This window comes from Rhizobium sp. C104, assembly GCF_022354505.1.
Taxonomy (GTDB): domain Bacteria; phylum Pseudomonadota; class Alphaproteobacteria; order Rhizobiales; family Rhizobiaceae; genus Rhizobium; species Rhizobium redzepovicii.
The window spans coordinates 1,870,841-1,890,106 of the sequence record NZ_CP092348.1 but is presented as its reverse complement, the minus strand read 5'-3'; the positions used below and the strand labels follow the sequence as shown (position 1 = coordinate 1,890,106).

Here is a 19,266-nt window from a genome sequence, read left to right as displayed (position 1 = left end):
CGGGTGGAGATGAAAATGGCGGCACGTTGGTACATCGTCCACGCATATTCAAATTTTGAAAAGAAGGTTGCTGAAGACATCGAGAACAAGGCTCGCCAGAAGGGGCTTGAGCACCTGTTCGAGAAAATCCTCGTGCCGACCGAAAAGGTGGTGGAAGTGCGTCGCGGCCGCAAGGTCGACAGCGAGCGCAAGTTCTTCCCGGGCTATGTCATGGTTCGCGCCAATCTGACGGATGAAGCCTACCATCTGATCAAGAATACGCCGAAGGTCACAGGCTTCCTCGGCTCCGATAATAAGCCCGTTCCGATTCCGGATCATGAAGCCGAGCGCATTCTCGGCCAGGTCCAGGAAGGTGTCGAGCGGCCGAAGGCCTCCATTACCTTCGAGATCGGCGAGCAGGTTCGCGTTTCCGACGGCCCGTTCGCGTCGTTCAACGGCACGGTTCAGGATGTGGACGAAGAGCGTTCGCGCCTGAAGGTTGAAGTGTCGATCTTCGGCCGCGCAACGCCGGTCGAGTTGGAATACGCTCAGGTCGAGAAGGTCTGATTGTAAGAGATTGGAAGCAGGCCCTTGCGGCCGGTTTCCTGCGGACCTTGTCCGCACCCGCGTGGAAGGTGAGGGGTCTTAGCCGGACCCTAATGATCCGCACCACGCAACCGCAGCCGCCGGAGAGATCCGGCATCACGGGCCGGGCGACCGGCCGTTCATGAAAGGCAGAGAGATATGGCTAAGAAAGTTGCAGGCCAGCTCAAGCTTCAGGTCAAGGCAGGATCGGCAAACCCGTCCCCGCCGATTGGTCCGGCGCTTGGTCAGCGTGGCATTAACATCATGGAATTCTGCAAGGCGTTCAATGCCGCCACGCAGGAAATGGAAAAGGGTATGCCGATCCCGGTCGTCATCACCTATTACCAGGACAAGTCCTTCACCTTCGCGATGAAGCAGCCTCCGGTCAGCTACTGGCTGAAGAAGGAAGCGAAGATCACGTCCGGTTCCAAGACGCCCGGCAAGGGCGCCAAGGCCGGCTCCCTCACCAAGGCTCAGATCAAGTCGATCGCAGAAGCCAAGATGAAGGATCTGAACGCAGCGGATATCGAAGGTGCAATGGCGATGATCGAGGGCTCTGCCCGCGCCATGGGCCTGGAAGTGGTGGGTTAAGATCATGGCTGGTAAGCGCACGCAGAAGATCAACGAAGGTGTTGATCCCACTAAGCTCTACGCTCTGAGCCTGGCTATCGGCATGGTCAAGGAACGGGCTGTCGCCAAGTTCGACGAAACAATCGAGGTCTCGATGAACCTCGGCGTCGACCCGCGCCATGCGGACCAGATGGTTCGCGGCGTCGTCAACCTGCCGAACGGCACGGGCCGCACGGTTCGCGTCGCCGTCTTCGCTCGTGGCGTCAAGGCCGATGAAGCCAAGGCCGCCGGTGCCGATATCGTCGGCGCTGAAGACCTCGTCGAAATCGTCCAGGGTGGCAAGATCGAATTCGATCGCTGCATCGCCACCCCCGACATGATGCCGCTCGTCGGCCGTCTCGGTAAGGTTCTCGGCCCCCGCGGCATGATGCCGAACCCGAAGGTCGGCACCGTCACCATGGATGTCGCCGGAGCCGTCAAGGCTTCCAAGGGCGGCGCTGTCGAGTTCCGCGTCGAGAAGGCTGGTATCGTCCATGCCGGCATCGGCAAGGCCTCTTTCGACGCCAAGGCTCTGGAAGAAAACATCCGCGCCTTTGCTGACGCCGTCATCAAGGCGAAGCCGGCTGGCCCCAAGGGCAACTACGTCAAGCGCGTGGCGATTTCCTCGACCATGGGCCCGGGCGTCAAGATTGAAGTCGGCTCGGTCACCGCAGCTCCGACTGCATAAGTTGATTGCCGGACCTCGGTCCGGTCACTGAAATTCCGGCCTCGCAAGGGGCCGGAATATTCCGGAGAAATCCGGAATCCTGTCCGAGATTGCAGGTGGTTTTCCCTTAATCACTTCGCCTGCATGAGACGGGTAAGACCCGAATTTCATGAAGTTCGCTTCTAGGAAATCGGTTCGAGCCTTGGATGCCTTGTGCCTCTTTAGCCTTGATTGGCGCGGGAGCGCGGGGGACAGGATCCTCAAGCGTCGCTTGGGATCTCACATGATCCCGGGAGGCAAAAGGCAACCCGGCGGGCCCGTTTTCGGTCCCGCCAACTGGAGATAGGCAGTGGAAAGAGCGGAAAAACGCGAATTCGTCACGGAACTGAACGAAGTCTTCAAGGCTTCGGGCTCAGTTGTCGTGGCCCACTATGCTGGTGCCACAGTCGCGCAGATGAACGACTTTCGTTCGAAGATGCGTGCAGCTGGCGGTACCGTCAAAGTCGCGAAGAACCGCCTGGCCAAAATTGCCCTTCAGGGTACGGAAGCGGAAGGGATCACTGATCTCTTCAAGGGTCAGACGCTGATTGCATACAGCACCGATCCGATCACCGCTCCGAAGGTCGTCATGGACTTCGCCAAGACCAACGACAAGATCGTTGTTCTGGGCGGCGCCATGGGAACAACCACGCTCAACGCCGATGCAGTCAAGTCGCTTGCGACCCTGCCTTCGCTCGATGAGCTGCGTGCGAAGCTGCTGGGCATGATCCAGACACCGGCTACCCGCATCGCTGGGGTTGTTGCAGCACCGGCAAGCCAGCTTGCTCGCGTGTTCGCGGCTTACGCCAAGAAGGACGAAGCCGCTTAAGGCGGTTTTTCGCTGTTTATAATCAACCGGTTCGAACCGAACAAAAGGAACTAGTAAAATGGCTGATCTCGCAAAGATCGTTGACGACCTCTCCGCTCTGACCGTTCTGGAAGCTGCAGAACTGTCGAAGCTTCTCGAAGAAAAGTGGGGCGTTTCCGCTGCTGCTCCGGTAGCTGTTGCTGCCGCTGCTGGTGGTGCTGGCCCGGCTGTCGTTGAAGAAGAAAAGACCGAATTCGACGTTATCCTCGTCGACGCCGGTGCCAACAAGATCAACGTCATCAAGGAAGTCCGCGCCATCACCGGTCTCGGCCTCAAGGAAGCCAAGGACCTCGTCGAAGGCGCTCCGAAGGCTGTCAAGGAAGGCGTCAACAAGGCTGAAGCCGCTGACATCAAGAAGAAGCTTGAAGACGCTGGCGCCAAGGCCGACGTCAAGTAATCTTGAAACGCTTTTGGGAGGCAGTCTTTGCTGCCTCCCATTTGCCGTTTTTCTGAACGAATTACCCAAAAGCCGCGTCAAACCGGCTTTTGGGTAATGGGTTCTTCAAAAGGATAGTCTCGCATCGAGGGCAGCACAGCAATCCGAGCTGAGCGTTTTCGGGTGTCGGACGAGATTGGATGACTCATTGATAGACGGGATCGACTGGCCATCGGTTCCCGTCCGTTGCAGGCCCGGGTGCAAGATTTTGAAGGAGCGACGATGGCTCAGACCCTTTCGTTCAACGGTCGTAGGCGCGTACGCAAGTTTTTTGGTAAGATCCCCGAAGTCGCAGAAATGCCGAACCTCATCGAGGTTCAGAAGGCGTCCTACGACCAGTTTTTGATGGTTGAAGAGCCGAAAGGCGGCCGGCCCGACGAGGGCCTTCAAGCCGTTTTCAAGTCGGTTTTCCCGATCACCGATTTTTCCGGCGCTTCGATGCTGGAATTCGTATCCTACGAGTTCGAACCGCCGAAGTTCGACGTTGACGAATGCCGTCAGCGCGACCTGACCTATGCGGCACCCCTGAAGGTGACGCTGCGCCTGATCGTGTTCGATATCGACGAGGATACGGGCGCGAAGTCGATCAAGGACATCAAGGAACAGTCCGTCTATATGGGCGACATGCCGCTCATGACCAACAACGGCACGTTCATCGTCAACGGCACCGAGCGCGTCATCGTTTCCCAGATGCACCGTTCGCCGGGCGTCTTCTTCGATCACGACAAGGGCAAGAGCCATTCTTCCGGCAAGCTGCTCTTTGCTGCCCGCGTCATCCCTTATCGCGGTTCCTGGCTCGATATCGAATTCGACGCCAAGGATATCGTCTACGCCCGTATCGACCGTCGCCGTAAGATCCCTGTCACGTCGCTGCTGATGGCGCTCGGCATGGACGGCGAGGAAATCCTCGACACCTTCTACACGAAGTCGCTCTACAAGCGCGACGGCGAAGGCTGGCGTATTCCCTTCAAGCCGGAAACGCTGAAGGGCGCCAAGGCGATCACCGAGATGGTTGACGCCGATACCGGCGAAGTCGTCGTCGAAGCCGGCAAGAAGCTGACCCCGCGCCTGCTGCGCCAGCTGTCAGACAAGGGCCTGAAGGCGCTGAAGGCCGCTGACGACGATCTCTACGGCAACTATCTCGCCGGCGACATCGTCAACTACTCCACCGGTGAAATCTACCTCGAAGCCGGCGACGAAATCGACGAGAAGACGCTCGGCATCATCCTGGCGAACGGCTTCGACGAGATCCCGGTTCTTGGCATCGACCACATCAATGTCGGCGCCTATATCCGCAACACGCTTTCGGCCGACAAGAACGAGAACCGTCAGGACGCTCTGTTCGACATCTACCGTGTCATGCGTCCGGGCGAGCCGCCGACCATGGAATCGGCCGAAGCCATGTTCAACTCGCTGTTCTTCGATGCGGAGCGTTACGACCTCTCCGCCGTCGGCCGCGTCAAGATGAACATGCGTCTCGACCTGACCGTCGAAGACACCGTCCGCATCCTGCGCAAGGACGACATCCTGGCCGTGGTCAGGATGCTGGTCGAACTGCGCGACGGCAAGGGCGAGATCGACGACATCGACAACCTCGGCAACCGCCGCGTCCGCTCGGTCGGCGAGCTCGATGGAAAACCAGTACCGTCTCGGCCTGCTCCGCATGGAGCGTGCGATCAAGGAACGCATGTCCTCGATCGAGATCGACACGGTCATGCCGCAGGATCTGATCAACGCCAAGCCGGCGGCTGCCGCCGTGCGCGAATTCTTCGGTTCCTCGCAGCTCTCGCAGTTCATGGACCAGGTCAACCCGCTCTCGGAAATCACCCACAAGCGCCGTCTGTCGGCTCTTGGCCCGGGTGGTCTGACCCGTGAGCGCGCCGGCTTCGAAGTCCGCGACGTGCATCCGACCCACTACGGCCGTATTTGCCCGATCGAAACGCCTGAGGGCCCGAACATCGGTCTGATCAACTCGCTTGCGACCTTTGCCCGCGTCAACAAGTACGGCTTCATCGAAAGCCCGTACCGCCGTATCGTCGACGGCAAGGTGACGAGCGACGTGCTCTACCTGTCCGCCATGGAAGAGGCGAAGTACTACGTCGCCCAGGCCAACGCCGAAATGAACGCCGACGGTTCCTTCGTCGACGAGTTCGTCGTCTGCCGTCATGCCGGCGAAGTCATGCTCGCACCCCGCGACAGCATGAACCTGATGGACGTTTCGCCGAAGCAGGTCGTTTCGGTCGCAGCCGCGCTCATCCCGTTCCTGGAAAATGACGACGCCAACCGCGCGCTCATGGGCTCGAACATGCAGCGTCAGGCCGTGCCGCTGCTGCGTGCCGAAGCCCCGTTCGTCGGTACCGGCATGGAGCCGGTCGTTGCCCGTGACTCCGGCGCCGCCATCGGCGCGCGCCGTGGCGGCGTGGTCGACCAGGTCGACGCGACGCGTATCGTTATCCGCGCCACCGAAGACCTCGAAGCCGGCAAATCCGGCGTCGATATCTACCGCCTGCAGAAGTTCCAGCGTTCGAACCAGAACACCTGCGTCAACCAGCGTCCGCTGGTCACCGTCGGTGACGAGGTCAACCGCGGCGACATCCTCGCTGACGGCCCGTCGACCGATCTCGGCGACCTGGCGCTCGGCCGCAACGCGCTCGTCGCGTTCATGCCCTGGAACGGCTACAACTACGAAGACTCGATCCTGCTCTCCGAGCGTATCGTTGCCGACGACGTGTTCACTTCCATCCACATCGAGGAATTCGAAGTGATGGCGCGCGACACCAAGCTTGGTCCTGAGGAAATCACCCGCGACATTCCGAACGTTTCGGAAGAAGCGCTGAAGAACCTCGACGAAGCCGGTATCGTCTACATCGGCGCCGAAGTTCAGCCGGGCGATATCCTCGTCGGCAAGATCACGCCGAAGGGCGAAAGCCCGATGACGCCGGAAGAAAAGCTTCTGCGCGCCATCTTCGGCGAAAAGGCCTCCGACGTGCGCGACACTTCCATGCGCATGCCGCCCGGCACCTACGGCACGATCGTCGAAGTCCGCGTCTTCAACCGCCATGGCGTCGAGAAGGACGAGCGCGCGATGGCAATCGAGCGCGAAGAGATCGAACGTCTTGCAAAGGACCGCGACGACGAGCAGGCGATCCTCGACCGTAACGTCTACGGCCGTCTGATCGAAATGCTGCGCGGCCAGGCCTCCATCGCCGGCCCGAAGGGCTTCAAGAAGGGCACCGAGCTTTCGAACGCCGTCGTCTCCGAATATCCCCGCTCGCAGTGGTGGATGTTCGCCGTCGAGGACGAGAAGGTTCAGAGCGAGCTCGAAGCCCTTCGCGGCCAGTACGACGAATCCAAGTCGCGCCTTGAACAGCGCTTCATGGACAAGGTCGAGAAGGTCCAGCGCGGCGATGAAATGCCTCCTGGCGTCATGAAGATGGTCAAGGTCTTCGTCGCCGTGAAGCGCAAGATCCAGCCGGGCGACAAGATGGCCGGCCGTCACGGGAACAAGGGCGTCGTCTCGCGCATTGTGCCTGTCGAGGACATGCCGTTCCTCGAAGACGGCACGCATGTCGACGTCGTTCTGAACCCGCTCGGCGTTCCCTCGCGTATGAACGTCGGCCAGATCCTCGAAACCCACCTGGGTTGGGCTTGCGCCGGCATGGGTCGCCAGATCGGCGAACTGATCGACGCATACAAGGCCAATGGCAACATCGAGCCGCTGCGCAAGACCATCGGCGATGTCGTCGGTGACGGTCCGAAGGCCGAACAGGTCCAGGATTTCGACGACGACTCGGTTCTGCGTCTCGCCGACCAGTGGAAGCGTGGCGTTTCGATTGCAACGCCTGTCTTCGACGGCGCCAACGAAGCCGACGTCAACGACATGCTGCGTCTGGCAGGTCTCAAGGATACCGGCCAGTCGACGCTCTATGACGGCCGTACCGGCGAGCAGTTCGACCGCCAGGTGACCGTGGGCTACATCTACATGCTGAAGCTCAACCACCTGGTCGACGACAAGATCCATGCCCGTTCGATCGGTCCTTACTCGCTCGTGACCCAGCAGCCGCTGGGCGGCAAGGCGCAGTTCGGCGGTCAGCGCTTCGGCGAAATGGAAGTCTGGGCGCTCGAAGCTTACGGCGCGGCCTACACGCTGCAGGAAATGCTGACGGTGAAGTCGGACGACGTCGCCGGCCGCACCAAGGTCTACGAAGCCATCGTCCGCGGCGACGACACGTTCGAAGCCGGTATTCCGGAAAGCTTCAACGTTCTTGTCAAGGAAATGCGCTCGCTGGGCCTCAGCGTCGAGCTCGAAAACACCAAGCTTGACGAGGCGCAGGCAGCGCAGCTGCCCGACGCGGCCGAGTAAGCACCTGATAGGGCGTGCGCTGCCAATGCGGCGCACGCCGGTCCCGCCGGGCGCCGTATCCGTATCGGCCCTGCAGGGAAGTTTCGCCGCATCTTGCGGTTATTCTCGTTTAAGCGAGGGAGGCGGCTCCCGGGAATTTGCCGCCGACCATCGCATTTTGAGGGCGCTTTAGCCCATGAAGGAGACAGGCATGAACCAAGAGGTCATGAATCTTTCAATCCGCAGGTGCCTGCACAGAATTTCGATTCCATTCGGATTTCGATCGCATCTCCGGAGAAGATCCTCTCCTGGTCTTACGGTGAGATCAAGAAGCCGGAAACCATCAACTACCGCACGTTCAAGCCGGAACGCGACGGTCTGTTCTGCGCGCGCATCTTCGGGCCGATCAAGGACTACGAATGCCTGTGCGGCAAGTACAAGCGCATGAAGTACAAGGGCATCATCTGCGAAAAGTGCGGCGTCGAAGTCACGCTGTCGCGCGTTCGCCGTGAGCGCATGGGCCATATCGAGCTCGCCGCTCCCGTTGCCCATATCTGGTTCCTGAAGTCGCTGCCGTCGCGCATTTCGACGCTGCTCGACATGACGCTGAAGGATGTCGAGCGCGTCCTCTATTTCGAAAACTACATCGTCACCGAGCCGGGCCTGACTGCTTTGAAGGAGCACCAGCTCCTCTCGGAAGAAGAGTATATGCTGGCCGTTGACGAATACGGCGAAGACCAGTTCACCGCGATGATCGGCGCTGAGGCGATCTACGAGATGCTGGCCTCGATGAACCTCGAAAAGATCGCTGGCGACCTGCGCTCCGAGCTTGCCGACACCACGTCGGATCTCAAGCAGAAGAAGCTGATGAAGCGCCTGAAGATCGTCGAGAACTTCATGGAGTTGGGCAACCGTCCGGAATGGATGATCATGAAGGTCGTTCCGGTCATCCCGCCGGATCTGCGTCCACTGGTGCCGCTCGACGGCGGCCGTTTCGCGACGTCGGATCTGAACGACCTCTACCGCCGCGTCATCAACCGCAACAACCGTCTGAAGCGCCTTATCGAGCTTCGTGCGCCCGGCATCATCATCCGCAACGAAAAGCGCATGCTGCAGGAATCGGTTGACGCGCTGTTCGACAACGGCCGTCGCGGCCGCGTCATCACCGGCGCCAACAAGCGTCCGCTGAAGTCGCTCTCCGACATGCTGAAGGGCAAGCAGGGCCGCTTCCGCCAGAACCTGCTCGGCAAGCGCGTCGACTATTCCGGCCGTTCGGTCATCGTCACCGGTCCGGAACTGAAGCTGCACCAGTGCGGCCTGCCGAAGAAGATGGCGCTCGAGCTCTTCAAGCCGTTCATCTACGCCCGCCTCGACGCCAAGGGTTACTCCTCGACCGTCAAGCAGGCCAAGAAACTGGTCGAAAAGGAAAAGCCTGAAGTCTGGGATATCCTCGACGAGGTCATCCGCGAGCATCCGGTTCTGCTGAACCGCGCACCGACGCTGCACCGCCTGGGCATCCAGGCCTTCGAACCCACCCTGGTCGAAGGCAAGGCGATCCAGCTGCATCCGCTCGTCTGCACGGCCTTCAACGCCGACTTCGACGGCGACCAGATGGCCGTTCACGTGCCGCTGTCGCTCGAAGCCCAGCTCGAAGCCCGCGTGCTGATGATGTCGACCAACAACATCCTGCATCCGGCCAACGGCGCGCCGATCATCGTTCCCTCGCAGGACATGGTTCTCGGCCTCTATTACCTGTCGATCCTGAACCAGAACGAACCGGGCGAAGGCATGGCCTTCTCCGATCTCGGCGAACTGCATCATGCTCTTGAAAGCAAGGTCGTGACGCTGCACACCAAGATCCGCGGCCGTTTCAAGTCGGTCGACGAGGATGGCAAGCCCTACTCGAAGATCTATGAGACGACGCCTGGCCGTCTGCTCATCGGCGAACTGCTGCCGAAGAACGGCAAGGTGCCCTTTGACATCTGCAATCAGGAAATGACCAAGAAGAACATCTCCAAGATGATCGACACGGTCTACCGCCATTGCGGCCAGAAGGACACGGTCATCTTCTGCGACCGCATCATGCAGCTCGGCTTCTCCCATGCCTGCCGCGCCGGCATTTCGTTCGGCAAGGACGACATGGTCATTCCCGATGCCAAGGCGAAGATCGTTGCCGACACCGAAAGCCTGGTGAAGGAATACGAGCAGCAGTACAATGACGGCCTGATCACTCAGGGCGAAAAGTACAACAAGGTTGTCGACGCCTGGGGCAAGGCTACCGAAAAGGTCGCCGAAGAGATGATGGCCCGCATCAAGGCGGTCGAATTCGACGAGAACACCGGCCGTCAGAAGCCGATGAACTCGATCTACATGATGAGCCATTCCGGCGCCCGCGGTTCTCCGAACCAGATGCGCCAGCTGGGCGGCATGCGCGGCCTGATGGCCAAGCCGTCGGGTGAAATCATCGAGACGCCGATCATCTCGAACTTCAAGGAAGGCCTGACCGTCAACGAGTACTTCAACTCGACCCACGGCGCCCGCAAGGGTCTGGCAGATACCGCCTTGAAGACCGCCAACTCAGGTTACCTGACCCGCCGTCTCGTCGACGTCGCGCAGGATTGCATCGTCACGCACGTCGATTGCGGCACCGAAACCGGCCTCACCATGACCGCCATCGTTGATGCCGGTCAGGTTGTCGCCTCGCTCGGCGCCCGCATCCTCGGTCGCACGGCGCTCGACGATATCGATCATCCGGTCACCGGCGAGCGCATCGTCGATGCCGGCAAGATGATCCTCGAGCCCGATGTCATCGAGATCGAGAAGGCCGGTATCCAGTCGATCCGCATCCGCTCGGCGCTGACCTGCGAAATCCAGACGGGCGTCTGCTCGGTCTGCTACGGTCGCGACCTGGCCCGCGGTACGCCGGTCAACATGGGCGAAGCCGTCGGCGTCATCGCCGCTCAGTCGATCGGTGAACCGGGCACCCAGCTCACCATGCGTACCTTCCACCTTGGCGGTACGGCAACCGTGGTCGATCAGTCGTTCCTGGAAGCCTCGTACGAAGGTACGGTGCAGATCAAGAACCGCAACATCCTGCGTAACTCCGATGGCAACCTCGTTGCCATGGGCCGCAACATGACCGTCCAGATCCTGGACGAGCGTGGCGTGGAACGGTCGTCGCAGCGTGTCGCCTACGGTTCGAAGCTGCATGTCGACGAAGGCGACAAGGTCAAGCGCGGCCAGCGTCTGGCGGAGTGGGATCCTTACACCCGTCCGATGATGACCGAAGTGGCTGGTACCGTTCAGTTCGAAGATCTGGTCGATGGTCTCTCCGTTCTGGAAGCCACCGACGAATCCACCGGCATCACCAAGCGTCAGGTCATCGACTGGCGTTCGACCCCGCGCGGTTCGGACCTCAAGCCGGCGATCGTCATCAAGGATGCCAGCGGCAATGTCGCGAAGCTTTCGCGTGGCGGTGACGCCCGCTTCCTGCTCTCGGTCGACGCTATTCTGTCGGTCGAGCCGGGCACCAAGGTCTCCCAGGGTGACGTTCTCGCGCGTTCGCCGCTGGAAAGCGCCAAGACCAAGGACATCACCGGCGGTCTGCCGCGTGTTGCCGAGCTCTTCGAAGCCCGCCGTCCGAAGGACCATGCCATCATCGCAGAGATCGATGGTACGATCCGCCTCGGCCGCGACTACAAGAACAAGCGCCGCGTCATCATCGAGCCGGCGGAAGACGGTGTCGAGCCTGTCGAATACCTGATCCCGAAGGGCAAGCCCTTCCACCTTCAGGAAGGCGACTATATCGAAAAGGGTGACTACATCCTCGACGGTAACCCGGCTCCGCACGACATCCTGGCGATCAAGGGCGTGGAGGCTCTGGCCTCCTACCTCGTCAACGAGATCCAGGAAGTCTACCGCTTGCAGGGCGTTGTCATCAACGACAAGCACATCGAGGTGATCGTCCGTCAGATGCTGCAGAAGGTGGAAATCACCGATGCAGGCGACTCGACCTATATCGTCGGCGACAATGTCGACCGGATCGAGCTCGAAGACGTCAACGATCACCTGATCGAGCAGGGCAAGAAGCCGGCCTACGGCGATCCGGTTCTTCTCGGCATCACCAAGGCGTCGCTGCAGACCCCGTCCTTCATCTCGGCCGCATCCTTCCAGGAAACGACCAAGGTGCTGACGGAAGCTGCGATCGCCGGCAAGACCGACGGCCTGCAGGGTCTGAAGGAAAACGTCATCGTCGGCCGTCTGATCCCGGCCGGCACCGGTGGCACCATGACCCAGATCCGTCGTATCGCCACGTCGCGCGACGAACTGATCCTCGAAGAGCGCCGCAAGGGCACGGGTGCTGCCGTTGCCACGCCGATGCTGCAGGACATGGCCGAAAAGGCTCCGGCTGCAGAATAATCCGCAGCCGACGACCACCACTCAGGTGGCACGCGAATTGAAAAACCGCCCGGAGCGATCCGGGCGGTTTTCGTTTTTGGTCTGCATTGATTGGTTGGGGGAGGGAAGGTGCTGCTTCCGCTTATACTGCCTTTGCGACCCGCAGCGTCAGCGGCGGCTCCTTCAGTTGAAGCGGATGATGGCGACCTCGCCGTCGACGGCACCCTGGTAAGCAGAGGCGTGCGGCTCTTCGGCGGGCACCTCGGTCAGCATGCCGATCTGGTCGAGATCGGCCTCGATGAAGCCTTCCTCGGCAAGGGCGTTCAGGGCCTCGCGCACGGCCGTGTCGTCGTCGGGCGCCTTCAGCATGATGTGCAGGTCGATGCCTTCGCTGTCGTCGGACTCGTAGCCTTTGCCGATGATGATGAAGACCATCGGTCCGTCGAAATTATTGTCGTTATCAGGTGTCGTAATCATCGCCTGTCCTTCGGCTCTTTGACGATTCGGTCGCTCGAATCCTGCTGTGAGGGCCGCACGCCGCAATTGCTGATTCCTTAACTGCTTTTGCCGCGATGCCCAAGTTTTTATCTTGGTGCACGGCCGCCATTTCGTCTAGAAGGATGAAATCAGGGCGTTAGGCCCGCAGATCAAGGCGATACGGCGAGTTTATTTCTTAACCGGCCTTGACGAGAGGGGTGGAAACCAGTAGTACCCCGGCCATCAGATCCCATGTGAGGCTTGGCTGTTCGGGGCGACGCGCCCTGAAGTTCACCTCAAACAAGGTTCTAAACGCACGTTGAAGTCATGATGCTGCACGCACGACGCATATTTTATGCGTCCTCTGCTCCTTGTGGTCCATCTGCGGAAGCGGATTGGGCCATATTTTGCGCATTGACGGAAAGCATGCGTCACTGCCGGAGACGGCGCGAGTTCAAGCCCGCAAGGGTACTGAGATAAAACGTAAGGGATGGTTGAATGCCTACCGTAAACCAGCTGATCCGCAAGCCTCGCCAGGCGAACGTAAAGCGTAACAAGGTTCCCGCACTCCAGGAGAACCCGCAGAAGCGCGGCGTTTGCACGCGCGTCTATACGACGACGCCGAAGAAGCCGAACTCGGCTCTGCGTAAGGTCGCAAAGATCCGCCTGACCAACGGCTTCGAAGTCATTGGTTACATCCCCGGCGAAGGTCACAACCTTCAGGAACACTCTGTCGTCATGATCCGTGGCGGCCGCGTCAAGGACCTTCCGGGTGTCCGTTATCACATCATCCGCGGCGTTCTCGATACCCAGGGTGTCAAGAACCGCAAGCAGCGCCGCTCCAAATACGGTGCGAAGCGTCCGAAGTAATTCGGTTTTGAATAATCCGGCGCTGCGCGAGGTCCTCCGCGTGACGAAGCGCCTTAACGGTTGAAGAGACGAAAACTATGTCCAGACGTCATAAAGCAGAAAAGCGCGAGATCAATCCGGACCCGAAGTTCGGCGACCTCGTCGTCACCAAGTTCATGAATGCCATCATGCTCGACGGCAAGAAGTCCGTTGCTGAAAACATCGTCTATGGCGCGTTCGACGTCGTCCAGGGCAAGTCCAAGCAGGAGCCGCTCACGGTATTCCATTCTGCGCTCGACAACATTGCTCCGCACGTTGAAGTCCGCTCGCGCCGCGTCGGTGGTGCGACCTATCAGGTGCCGGTCGATGTTCGTCCGGAGCGCCGCCAGGCTCTCGCCATTCGCTGGCTGATCGCTGCCGCCCGCAAGCGCAATGAAACGACTATGGTTGACCGCCTTTCCGGCGAACTGCTCGATGCGTCCAACAACCGCGGCTCCGCCGTCAAGAAGCGCGAAGACACGCACAAGATGGCTGACGCCAACCGTGCATTCTCGCACTATCGCTGGTAATTCCGAACGGTATCGAAAGGCAGTCCACAATGGCTCGCGAATATAAGATCGAAGACTACCGTAATTTCGGTATCATGGCGCATATCGACGCCGGCAAGACCACGACCACCGAGCGTATCCTTTATTACACCGGTAAGTCGCACAAGATCGGCGAAGTCCACGACGGCGCAGCCACCATGGACTGGATGGAGCAGGAGCAGGAGCGTGGCATCACGATCACCTCCGCTGCCACCACGACCTTCTGGAAGGGCCGTGACGGCAAGATGCGCCGCTTCAACATCATCGACACCCCCGGCCACGTCGACTTCACCATCGAAGTCGAGCGTTCGCTGCGCGTTCTCGACGGCGCTATCGCGCTGCTCGATGCCAACGCCGGTGTCGAGCCGCAGACGGAAACCGTCTGGCGCCAGGCTGAGAAGTACAATGTCCCGCGGATGATCTTCTGCAACAAGATGGACAAGACGGGCGCCGACTTCTATCGCTCCGTCGAGATGATCAAGACCCGCCTCGGCGCAACGGCTGTCGTCATGCAGCTGCCGATCGGTGCTGAAACCGAGTTCAAGGGCGTTATCGACCTGATCGAGATGAACGCTCTCATTTGGCGCGACGAGTCGCTCGGCGCCCAGTGGGATGTCGTCGAGATCCCCGAGGACATGAAGGCCAAGGCCGAAGAATATCGCGAAAAGCTGATCGAAACCGTCGTCGACATCGACGAAGCCGCGATGGAAGCCTATCTCGAAGGCGTTCTGCCCGACAACGATCAGATCCGTGCGCTCGTTCGCCGCGGCACGATCGACGTCAAGTTCCACCCGATGTTCTGCGGCACCGCGTTCAAGAACAAGGGCGTGCAGCCGCTGCTCGACGCCGTCGTCGACTACCTGCCGTCGCCGATGGATATCCCGGCCATTAAGGGCATCGACTTCAAGACGGAAGCTGACATCGAGCGTCATGCCGATGACAACGAGCCGCTCTCCATGCTCGCCTTCAAGATCATGAACGACCCCTTCGTCGGTTCGCTGACCTTCGCCCGCATCTACTCCGGCAAGCTCGAAAAGGGCGCGTCGGTCATGAACACGGTCAAGGACAAGCGCGAGCGCGTCGGCCGCATGCTGCAGATGCACTCCAACTCGCGTGAAGACATCGAAGAAGCCTTCGCAGGCGACATCGTCGCTCTCGCCGGCCTCAAGGAAACCACGACGGGTGACACGCTCTGCGATCCGTTGAAGCCGGTTATCCTCGAGCGCATGGAATTCCCCGAGCCGGTCATCCAGATCGCCATCGAGCCGAAGACCAAGGGCGACCAGGAAAAGATGGGCCTTGCGCTCAACCGCCTGGCTGCAGAAGATCCGTCCTTCCGCGTCAAGACCGACCAGGAATCCGGCCAGACCATCATTGCCGGCATGGGCGAACTGCATCTCGACATCATCGTCGACCGCATGCGTCGTGAATTCAAGGTTGAAGCAACTGTCGGCGCGCCGCAGGTTGCCTATCGCGAAACCATCACGCGCCAGCACGAAGAAGACTACACGCACAAGAAGCAGTCCGGTGGTACCGGCCAGTTCGCGCGCGTCAAGATCGTCTTCGAACCGAACCCGGAAGGCGACGAATTCAAGTTCGAATCCAAGATCGTCGGCGGTTCCGTTCCGAAGGAATACATCCCCGGCGTCCAGAAGGGCATCGAAAGCGTCCTGTCTTCGGGTCCGCTCGCTGGCTTCCCGATGCTCGGCGTCAAGGCGACCCTCATCGACGGCGCTTTCCATGACGTCGACTCCTCGGTTCTCGCCTTCGAAATCGCATCGCGTGCCTGCTTCCGTGAAGCAGCCAAGAAGGCCGGCGCTCAGCTGCTCGAGCCGATGATGAAGGTCGAAGTCGTCACCCCGGAAGATTATGTCGGCGACGTCATCGGCGACCTGAACTCCCGTCGCGGTCAGATCCAGGGTCAGGAAAGCCGTGGTATCGCCGTGGTCATCAACGCGAACGTTCCGCTCGCGAACATGTTCAAGTACGTCGACAACCTGCGCTCCATGTCCCAGGGCCGCGCTCAGTACACGATGACCTTCGATCACTATTCGCCGGTCCCGTCGAACGTCGCAACTGAAATCCAGGCAAAGTATTCCGGTCAGAAGTGACCGGAATACCAATTGACCGATAACAAGAATTAGATCCCTTCGGGGACTAGCAAAACGGAGAGCCGAAAATGGCAAAGAGTAAGTTTGAGCGCAACAAGCCGCACGTCAACATTGGCACGATCGGCCACGTTGACCACGGCAAGACGTCTCTGACGGCAGCGATCACGAAGTACTTCGGTGAGTTCAAGGCGTACGACCAGATCGACGCTGCTCCGGAAGAAAAGGCCCGCGGCATCACCATTTCGACGGCGCACGTCGAGTATGAGACGCCGGCCCGCCACTATGCGCACGTCGACTGCCCCGGCCACGCCGACTACGTCAAGAACATGATCACCGGTGCTGCCCAGATGGACGGCGCGATCCTGGTGTGCTCGGCCGCTGACGGCCCGATGCCGCAGACGCGCGAACACATCCTGCTGGCCCGCCAGGTCGGCGTTCCGGCGATCGTTGTGTTCCTGAACAAGGTCGACCAGGTTGACGACGCCGAGCTTCTCGAACTGGTCGAGCTCGAAGTTCGCGAACTTCTGTCGTCCTACGACTTCCCGGGCGACGATATCCCGGTCGTCAAGGGTTCGGCGCTTGCTGCTCTTGAAGATTCTGACAAGAAGATCGGCGAAGACGCGATCCGCGAGCTGATGGCTGCGGTCGACGCCTACATCCCGACGCCTGAGCGTCCGATCGACCAGCCGTTCCTGATGCCGATCGAAGACGTGTTCTCGATCTCCGGCCGCGGCACGGTTGTGACCGGCCGCGTCGAGCGTGGCATTGTCAAGGTTGGCGAAGAAGTCGAGATTGTCGGTATCCGCGCAACTTCGAAGACGACGGTGACCGGCGTTGAAATGTTCCGCAAGCTGCTCGATCAGGGCCAGGCTGGCGACAACATCGGCGCCCTGGTTCGCGGTGTGAACCGTGACGGCGTCGAGCGTGGCCAGATCCTGTGCAAGCCGGGCTCTGTCAAGCCGCACAAGAAGTTCATGGCGGAAGCCTACATCCTGACGAAGGAAGAGGGTGGCCGTCATACGCCGTTCTTCACCAACTACCGTCCGCAGTTCTACTTCCGCACGACCGACGTAACCGGCATCGTGACGCTGCCGGAAGGTACCGAGATGGTCATGCCGGGCGACAACGTCACGGTTGCCGTCGAGCTGATCGTTCCGATCGCGATGGAAGAAAAGCTGCGCTTCGCGATCCGCGAAGGCGGCCGCACCGTCGGCGCCGGTATCGTCGCTTCGATCGTCGAGTAATTAGCGGCTGGGCCACCAGGCCCAAGGAAAGGATAGGGACGCCGATCTCGGTGTCCCTCTCGATCTTTGAAACCGGTGGCCCGCTAACGTAACTGAAGGTAAGTCGTGTCCCTGAATGGTGACACGCGGATAACAGACACAAGGATAAAGTCGAATGAACGGCCAGAATATCCGCATCCGCCTGAAGGCGTTCGATCACCGGATTCTCGATGCCTCCACGCGCGAGATCGTATCGACGGCTAAGCGCACCGGTGCAAGCGTCCGGGGCCCCGTTCCGCTTCCGACCCGCATCGAGAAGTTTACGGTCAACCGGTCCCCGCACATCGACAAGAAGAGCCGTGAACAGTTCGAGATGCGCACGCACAAGCGCCTTCTCGATATCGTTGACCCGACCCCGCAGACGGTAGACGCGCTGATGAAGCTCGATCTCGCCGCCGGTGTCGATGTTGAGATCAAGCTCTGAGACCTCGGGTCTTCGGGCTGAGTGAGAAGGATTGAACCGATGCGTTCAGGTGTGATTGCACAGAAGGTGGGAATGACCCGCGTCTATAACGACGCCGGTGAGCATGTCCCGGTAACGGTACTGCGTATGGACGGCTGCCAGGTCGTCGCCACGCGCACTGTCGAAAAGAATGGCTATACCGCAGTTCAGCTCGGTGCCGGCCAGGCGAAGGTGAAGAACACCTCCAAGGCGATGCGCGGCAACTTTGCCGTTGCCAACGTCGAGCCGAAGGCCAAGGTTGCTGAATTCCGCGTGTCGGAAGACCAGCTGCTTGAGATCGGCACGGAGATCAAGGCGGGTCACTTCGCAGCCGGTCAGCTCGTCGATGTGACGGGCACGACGATCGGTAAGGGTTTTGCCGGCGCCATGAAGCGCCATGGTTTCGGCGGTCTTCGCGCCACGCACGGTGTGTCGGTTTCGCACCGCTCGCACGGTTCGACCGGCTCGCGCCAGGATCCGGGCAAGGTTTTCAAGAACAAGAAGATGGCTGGTCACATGGGCCAGACGCGCGTCACGACGCAGAACCTGGAAGTGGTTTCGACCGACGAAGATCGTGGTCTGATCCTGATCAAGGGTGCTGTTCCCGGTTCCAAGGGTGCCTGGATCATCGTGCGCGACGCCGTCAAGTCGGCCGCGAAGTAAGGGAGCCAGATCAATGGAATTCAACGTCAAAACCCTCGAGGGAAAAGACGCCGGGAAGGTTTCCCTTTCGGACGCGATTTTCGGCCTCGAGCCCCGCGAAGACATTCTCGCCCGCGTCATCCGCTGGCAGCTTGCCAAGAAGCAGCAGGGCACCCACAAGGCAAAGGGCCGCGCTGAAGTTTCGCGCACCGGCGCCAAGATGTACAAGCAGAAGGGTACGGGCCGCGCTCGTCACCATTCGGCTCGCGCTCCGCAGTTCCGCGGCGGCGGCAAAGCTCACGGCCCGGTTGTCCGCAGCCACGAGCATGACCTTCCCAAGAAGGTTCGTGCACTCGGCCTGCGCCTCGCTCTTTCGGCCAAGATCAAGGCCGATGACGTCATCGTCATCGACAATCTGGTTGCCGCTGAAGCCAAGACCAAGGCTCTCGCGTCCGTATTCGAGACGCTCGGCCTGACCAACGCCCTCTTCATCGGCGGTGCAGAACTTGACGGCAACTTCAAGCTCGCAGCTCAGAACATCCCGAACATCGATGTTCTGCCGATCCAGGGCATCAACGTTTATGACATCGTGCGCCGCGGCAAGCTCGTGCTTTCCAAGGCTGCGGTTGAAGCGCTAGAGGAGCGATTCAAGTGACCGATCTTCGCCACTACGATGTGATCGTCTCTCCGGCGATCACCGAAAAGTCCACGCTGGTATCCGAAAACAACCAGGTTGTTTTCAATGTCGCCAAGCAGGCGACGAAGCCGGAAATCAAGGCTGCTGTCGAGGCGCTGTTCGGCGTCAAGGTTACGGCCGTCAACACTCTGCTGCGCAAGGGCAAGACCAAGCGGTTCCGCGGTTTCGTCGGCAAGCAGAAGGACGTGAAGAAGGCTGTTGTGACCCTGGCTGAAGGCCAGACGATCGACGTCTCCACCGGTCTCTGAGGTATAA

Annotated in this window: 14 protein-coding genes and 2 pseudogenes; 15 read left to right on the top strand and 1 reads right to left on the bottom strand. The window is 60.1% G+C overall.

From position 1 onward, the window contains the following. Nucleotides 1-15 precede the first annotated feature (15 nt). The 7 genes and pseudogenes from nusG (at nt 16) to rpoC (ending at nt 11,944) form a co-directional block, all read left to right on the top strand. A complete protein-coding gene (gene nusG, locus MF410_RS10540) occupies nt 16-546 on the top strand; it encodes a transcription termination/antitermination protein NusG (RefSeq protein WP_003573823.1) in 531 nt (176 codons plus the stop codon). 177 nt (nt 547-723) lie between these two features. After that, complete coding sequence (rplK, locus tag MF410_RS10535) at nt 724-1,155, top strand: 50S ribosomal protein L11 (RefSeq protein WP_003547518.1); 432 nt, start codon at nt 724-726, stop codon at nt 1,153-1,155. A gap of 4 nt (nt 1,156-1,159) precedes the next feature. Continuing rightward, the gene (gene rplA / locus MF410_RS10530) at nt 1,160-1,861 is read left to right on the top strand and encodes a 50S ribosomal protein L1 (RefSeq protein WP_239620373.1); all 702 of its coding nucleotides are present in this window, start codon (nt 1,160-1,162) and stop codon (nt 1,859-1,861) included. Nucleotides 1,862-2,189: 328 nt separating this feature from the next. Then, on the top strand, nt 2,190-2,708 hold the full coding sequence (rplJ, locus tag MF410_RS10525; protein ID WP_003587203.1) for a 50S ribosomal protein L10: 519 nt from the start codon (nt 2,190-2,192) through the stop codon (nt 2,706-2,708). 58 nt (nt 2,709-2,766) lie between these two features. Further along, nucleotides 2,767-3,144: a 50S ribosomal protein L7/L12 gene (rplL, locus tag MF410_RS10520; RefSeq protein ID WP_064838108.1), complete on the top strand. Its 378-nt coding sequence runs from the start codon at nt 2,767-2,769 to the stop codon at nt 3,142-3,144. A 261-nt stretch (nt 3,145-3,405) separates the two neighbouring features. Next, nucleotides 3,406-7,546: pseudogene (rpoB, locus tag MF410_RS10515) on the top strand (DNA-directed RNA polymerase subunit beta). Nucleotides 7,547-7,736: 190 nt separating this feature from the next. Then, nucleotides 7,737-11,944: pseudogene (gene rpoC, locus MF410_RS10510) on the top strand (DNA-directed RNA polymerase subunit beta'). A gap of 162 nt (nt 11,945-12,106) precedes the next feature. On the opposite strand, the gene MF410_RS10505 reads toward rpoC, so the two are convergent. Then, nucleotides 12,107-12,400, bottom strand: coding sequence for a hypothetical protein (locus tag MF410_RS10505; protein ID WP_003587200.1), 294 nt, complete (start codon nt 12,398-12,400; stop codon nt 12,107-12,109). A 498-nt stretch (nt 12,401-12,898) separates the two neighbouring features. On the opposite strand from MF410_RS10505, the gene rpsL reads away from it, so the two are divergent. The 8 genes from rpsL to MF410_RS10465 all read left to right on the top strand — a co-directional run bounded on the left by rpsL (nt 12,899) and on the right by MF410_RS10465 (nt 19,259). Then, nucleotides 12,899-13,270, top strand: coding sequence for a 30S ribosomal protein S12 (gene rpsL / locus MF410_RS10500; protein ID WP_003547537.1), 372 nt, complete (start codon nt 12,899-12,901; stop codon nt 13,268-13,270). A 77-nt stretch (nt 13,271-13,347) separates the two neighbouring features. Continuing rightward, nucleotides 13,348-13,818: a 30S ribosomal protein S7 gene (gene rpsG, locus MF410_RS10495; protein ID WP_003578662.1), complete on the top strand. Its 471-nt coding sequence runs from the start codon at nt 13,348-13,350 to the stop codon at nt 13,816-13,818. Between the two features lie 29 nt (nt 13,819-13,847). Beyond that, complete coding sequence (gene fusA, locus MF410_RS10490) at nt 13,848-15,947, top strand: elongation factor G (protein ID WP_097630068.1); 2,100 nt, start codon at nt 13,848-13,850, stop codon at nt 15,945-15,947. Between the two features lie 68 nt (nt 15,948-16,015). Next, complete coding sequence (gene tuf, locus MF410_RS10485; RefSeq protein WP_003573803.1) at nt 16,016-17,191, top strand: elongation factor Tu; 1,176 nt, start codon at nt 16,016-16,018, stop codon at nt 17,189-17,191. Between the two features lie 154 nt (nt 17,192-17,345). Beyond that, nucleotides 17,346-17,654 carry a 30S ribosomal protein S10 gene (rpsJ, locus tag MF410_RS10480; RefSeq protein ID WP_003547547.1) on the top strand — a complete coding sequence of 103 codons (309 nt, stop codon included), beginning with the start codon at nt 17,346-17,348 and terminating at the stop codon, nt 17,652-17,654. Between the two features lie 39 nt (nt 17,655-17,693). Next, nucleotides 17,694-18,335, top strand: coding sequence for a 50S ribosomal protein L3 (rplC, locus tag MF410_RS10475; RefSeq protein WP_003587198.1), 642 nt, complete (start codon nt 17,694-17,696; stop codon nt 18,333-18,335). A 13-nt stretch (nt 18,336-18,348) separates the two neighbouring features. Next, nucleotides 18,349-18,969 carry a 50S ribosomal protein L4 gene (rplD, locus tag MF410_RS10470; RefSeq protein ID WP_003587197.1) on the top strand — a complete coding sequence of 207 codons (621 nt, stop codon included), beginning with the start codon at nt 18,349-18,351 and terminating at the stop codon, nt 18,967-18,969. Beyond that, a complete protein-coding gene (locus MF410_RS10465; protein ID WP_003547550.1) occupies nt 18,966-19,259 on the top strand; it encodes a 50S ribosomal protein L23 in 294 nt (97 codons plus the stop codon). Before rplD ends, MF410_RS10465 begins: the two co-directional genes overlap by 4 nt. Nucleotides 19,260-19,266 lie beyond the last annotated feature (7 nt).

Coding starts and splice junctions, on each gene's coding strand:
- nusG (WP_003573823.1), top strand. CDS start 16: ATGGCGGCACGTTGGTACATCGTCCACGCATATTCAAATTTTGAAAAG.
- rplK (WP_003547518.1), top strand. CDS start 724: ATGGCTAAGAAAGTTGCAGGCCAGCTCAAGCTTCAGGTCAAGGCAGGA.
- rplA (WP_239620373.1), top strand. CDS start 1,160: ATGGCTGGTAAGCGCACGCAGAAGATCAACGAAGGTGTTGATCCCACT.
- rplL (WP_064838108.1), top strand. CDS start 2,767: ATGGCTGATCTCGCAAAGATCGTTGACGACCTCTCCGCTCTGACCGTT.
- MF410_RS10505 (WP_003587200.1), bottom strand. CDS start 12,400: ATGATTACGACACCTGATAACGACAATAATTTCGACGGACCGATGGTC.
- rpsL (WP_003547537.1), top strand. CDS start 12,899: ATGCCTACCGTAAACCAGCTGATCCGCAAGCCTCGCCAGGCGAACGTA.
- rpsG (WP_003578662.1), top strand. CDS start 13,348: ATGTCCAGACGTCATAAAGCAGAAAAGCGCGAGATCAATCCGGACCCG.
- fusA (WP_097630068.1), top strand. CDS start 13,848: ATGGCTCGCGAATATAAGATCGAAGACTACCGTAATTTCGGTATCATG.
- tuf (WP_003573803.1), top strand. CDS start 16,016: ATGGCAAAGAGTAAGTTTGAGCGCAACAAGCCGCACGTCAACATTGGC.
- rpsJ (WP_003547547.1), top strand. CDS start 17,346: ATGAACGGCCAGAATATCCGCATCCGCCTGAAGGCGTTCGATCACCGG.
- rplC (WP_003587198.1), top strand. CDS start 17,694: ATGCGTTCAGGTGTGATTGCACAGAAGGTGGGAATGACCCGCGTCTAT.
- rplD (WP_003587197.1), top strand. CDS start 18,349: ATGGAATTCAACGTCAAAACCCTCGAGGGAAAAGACGCCGGGAAGGTT.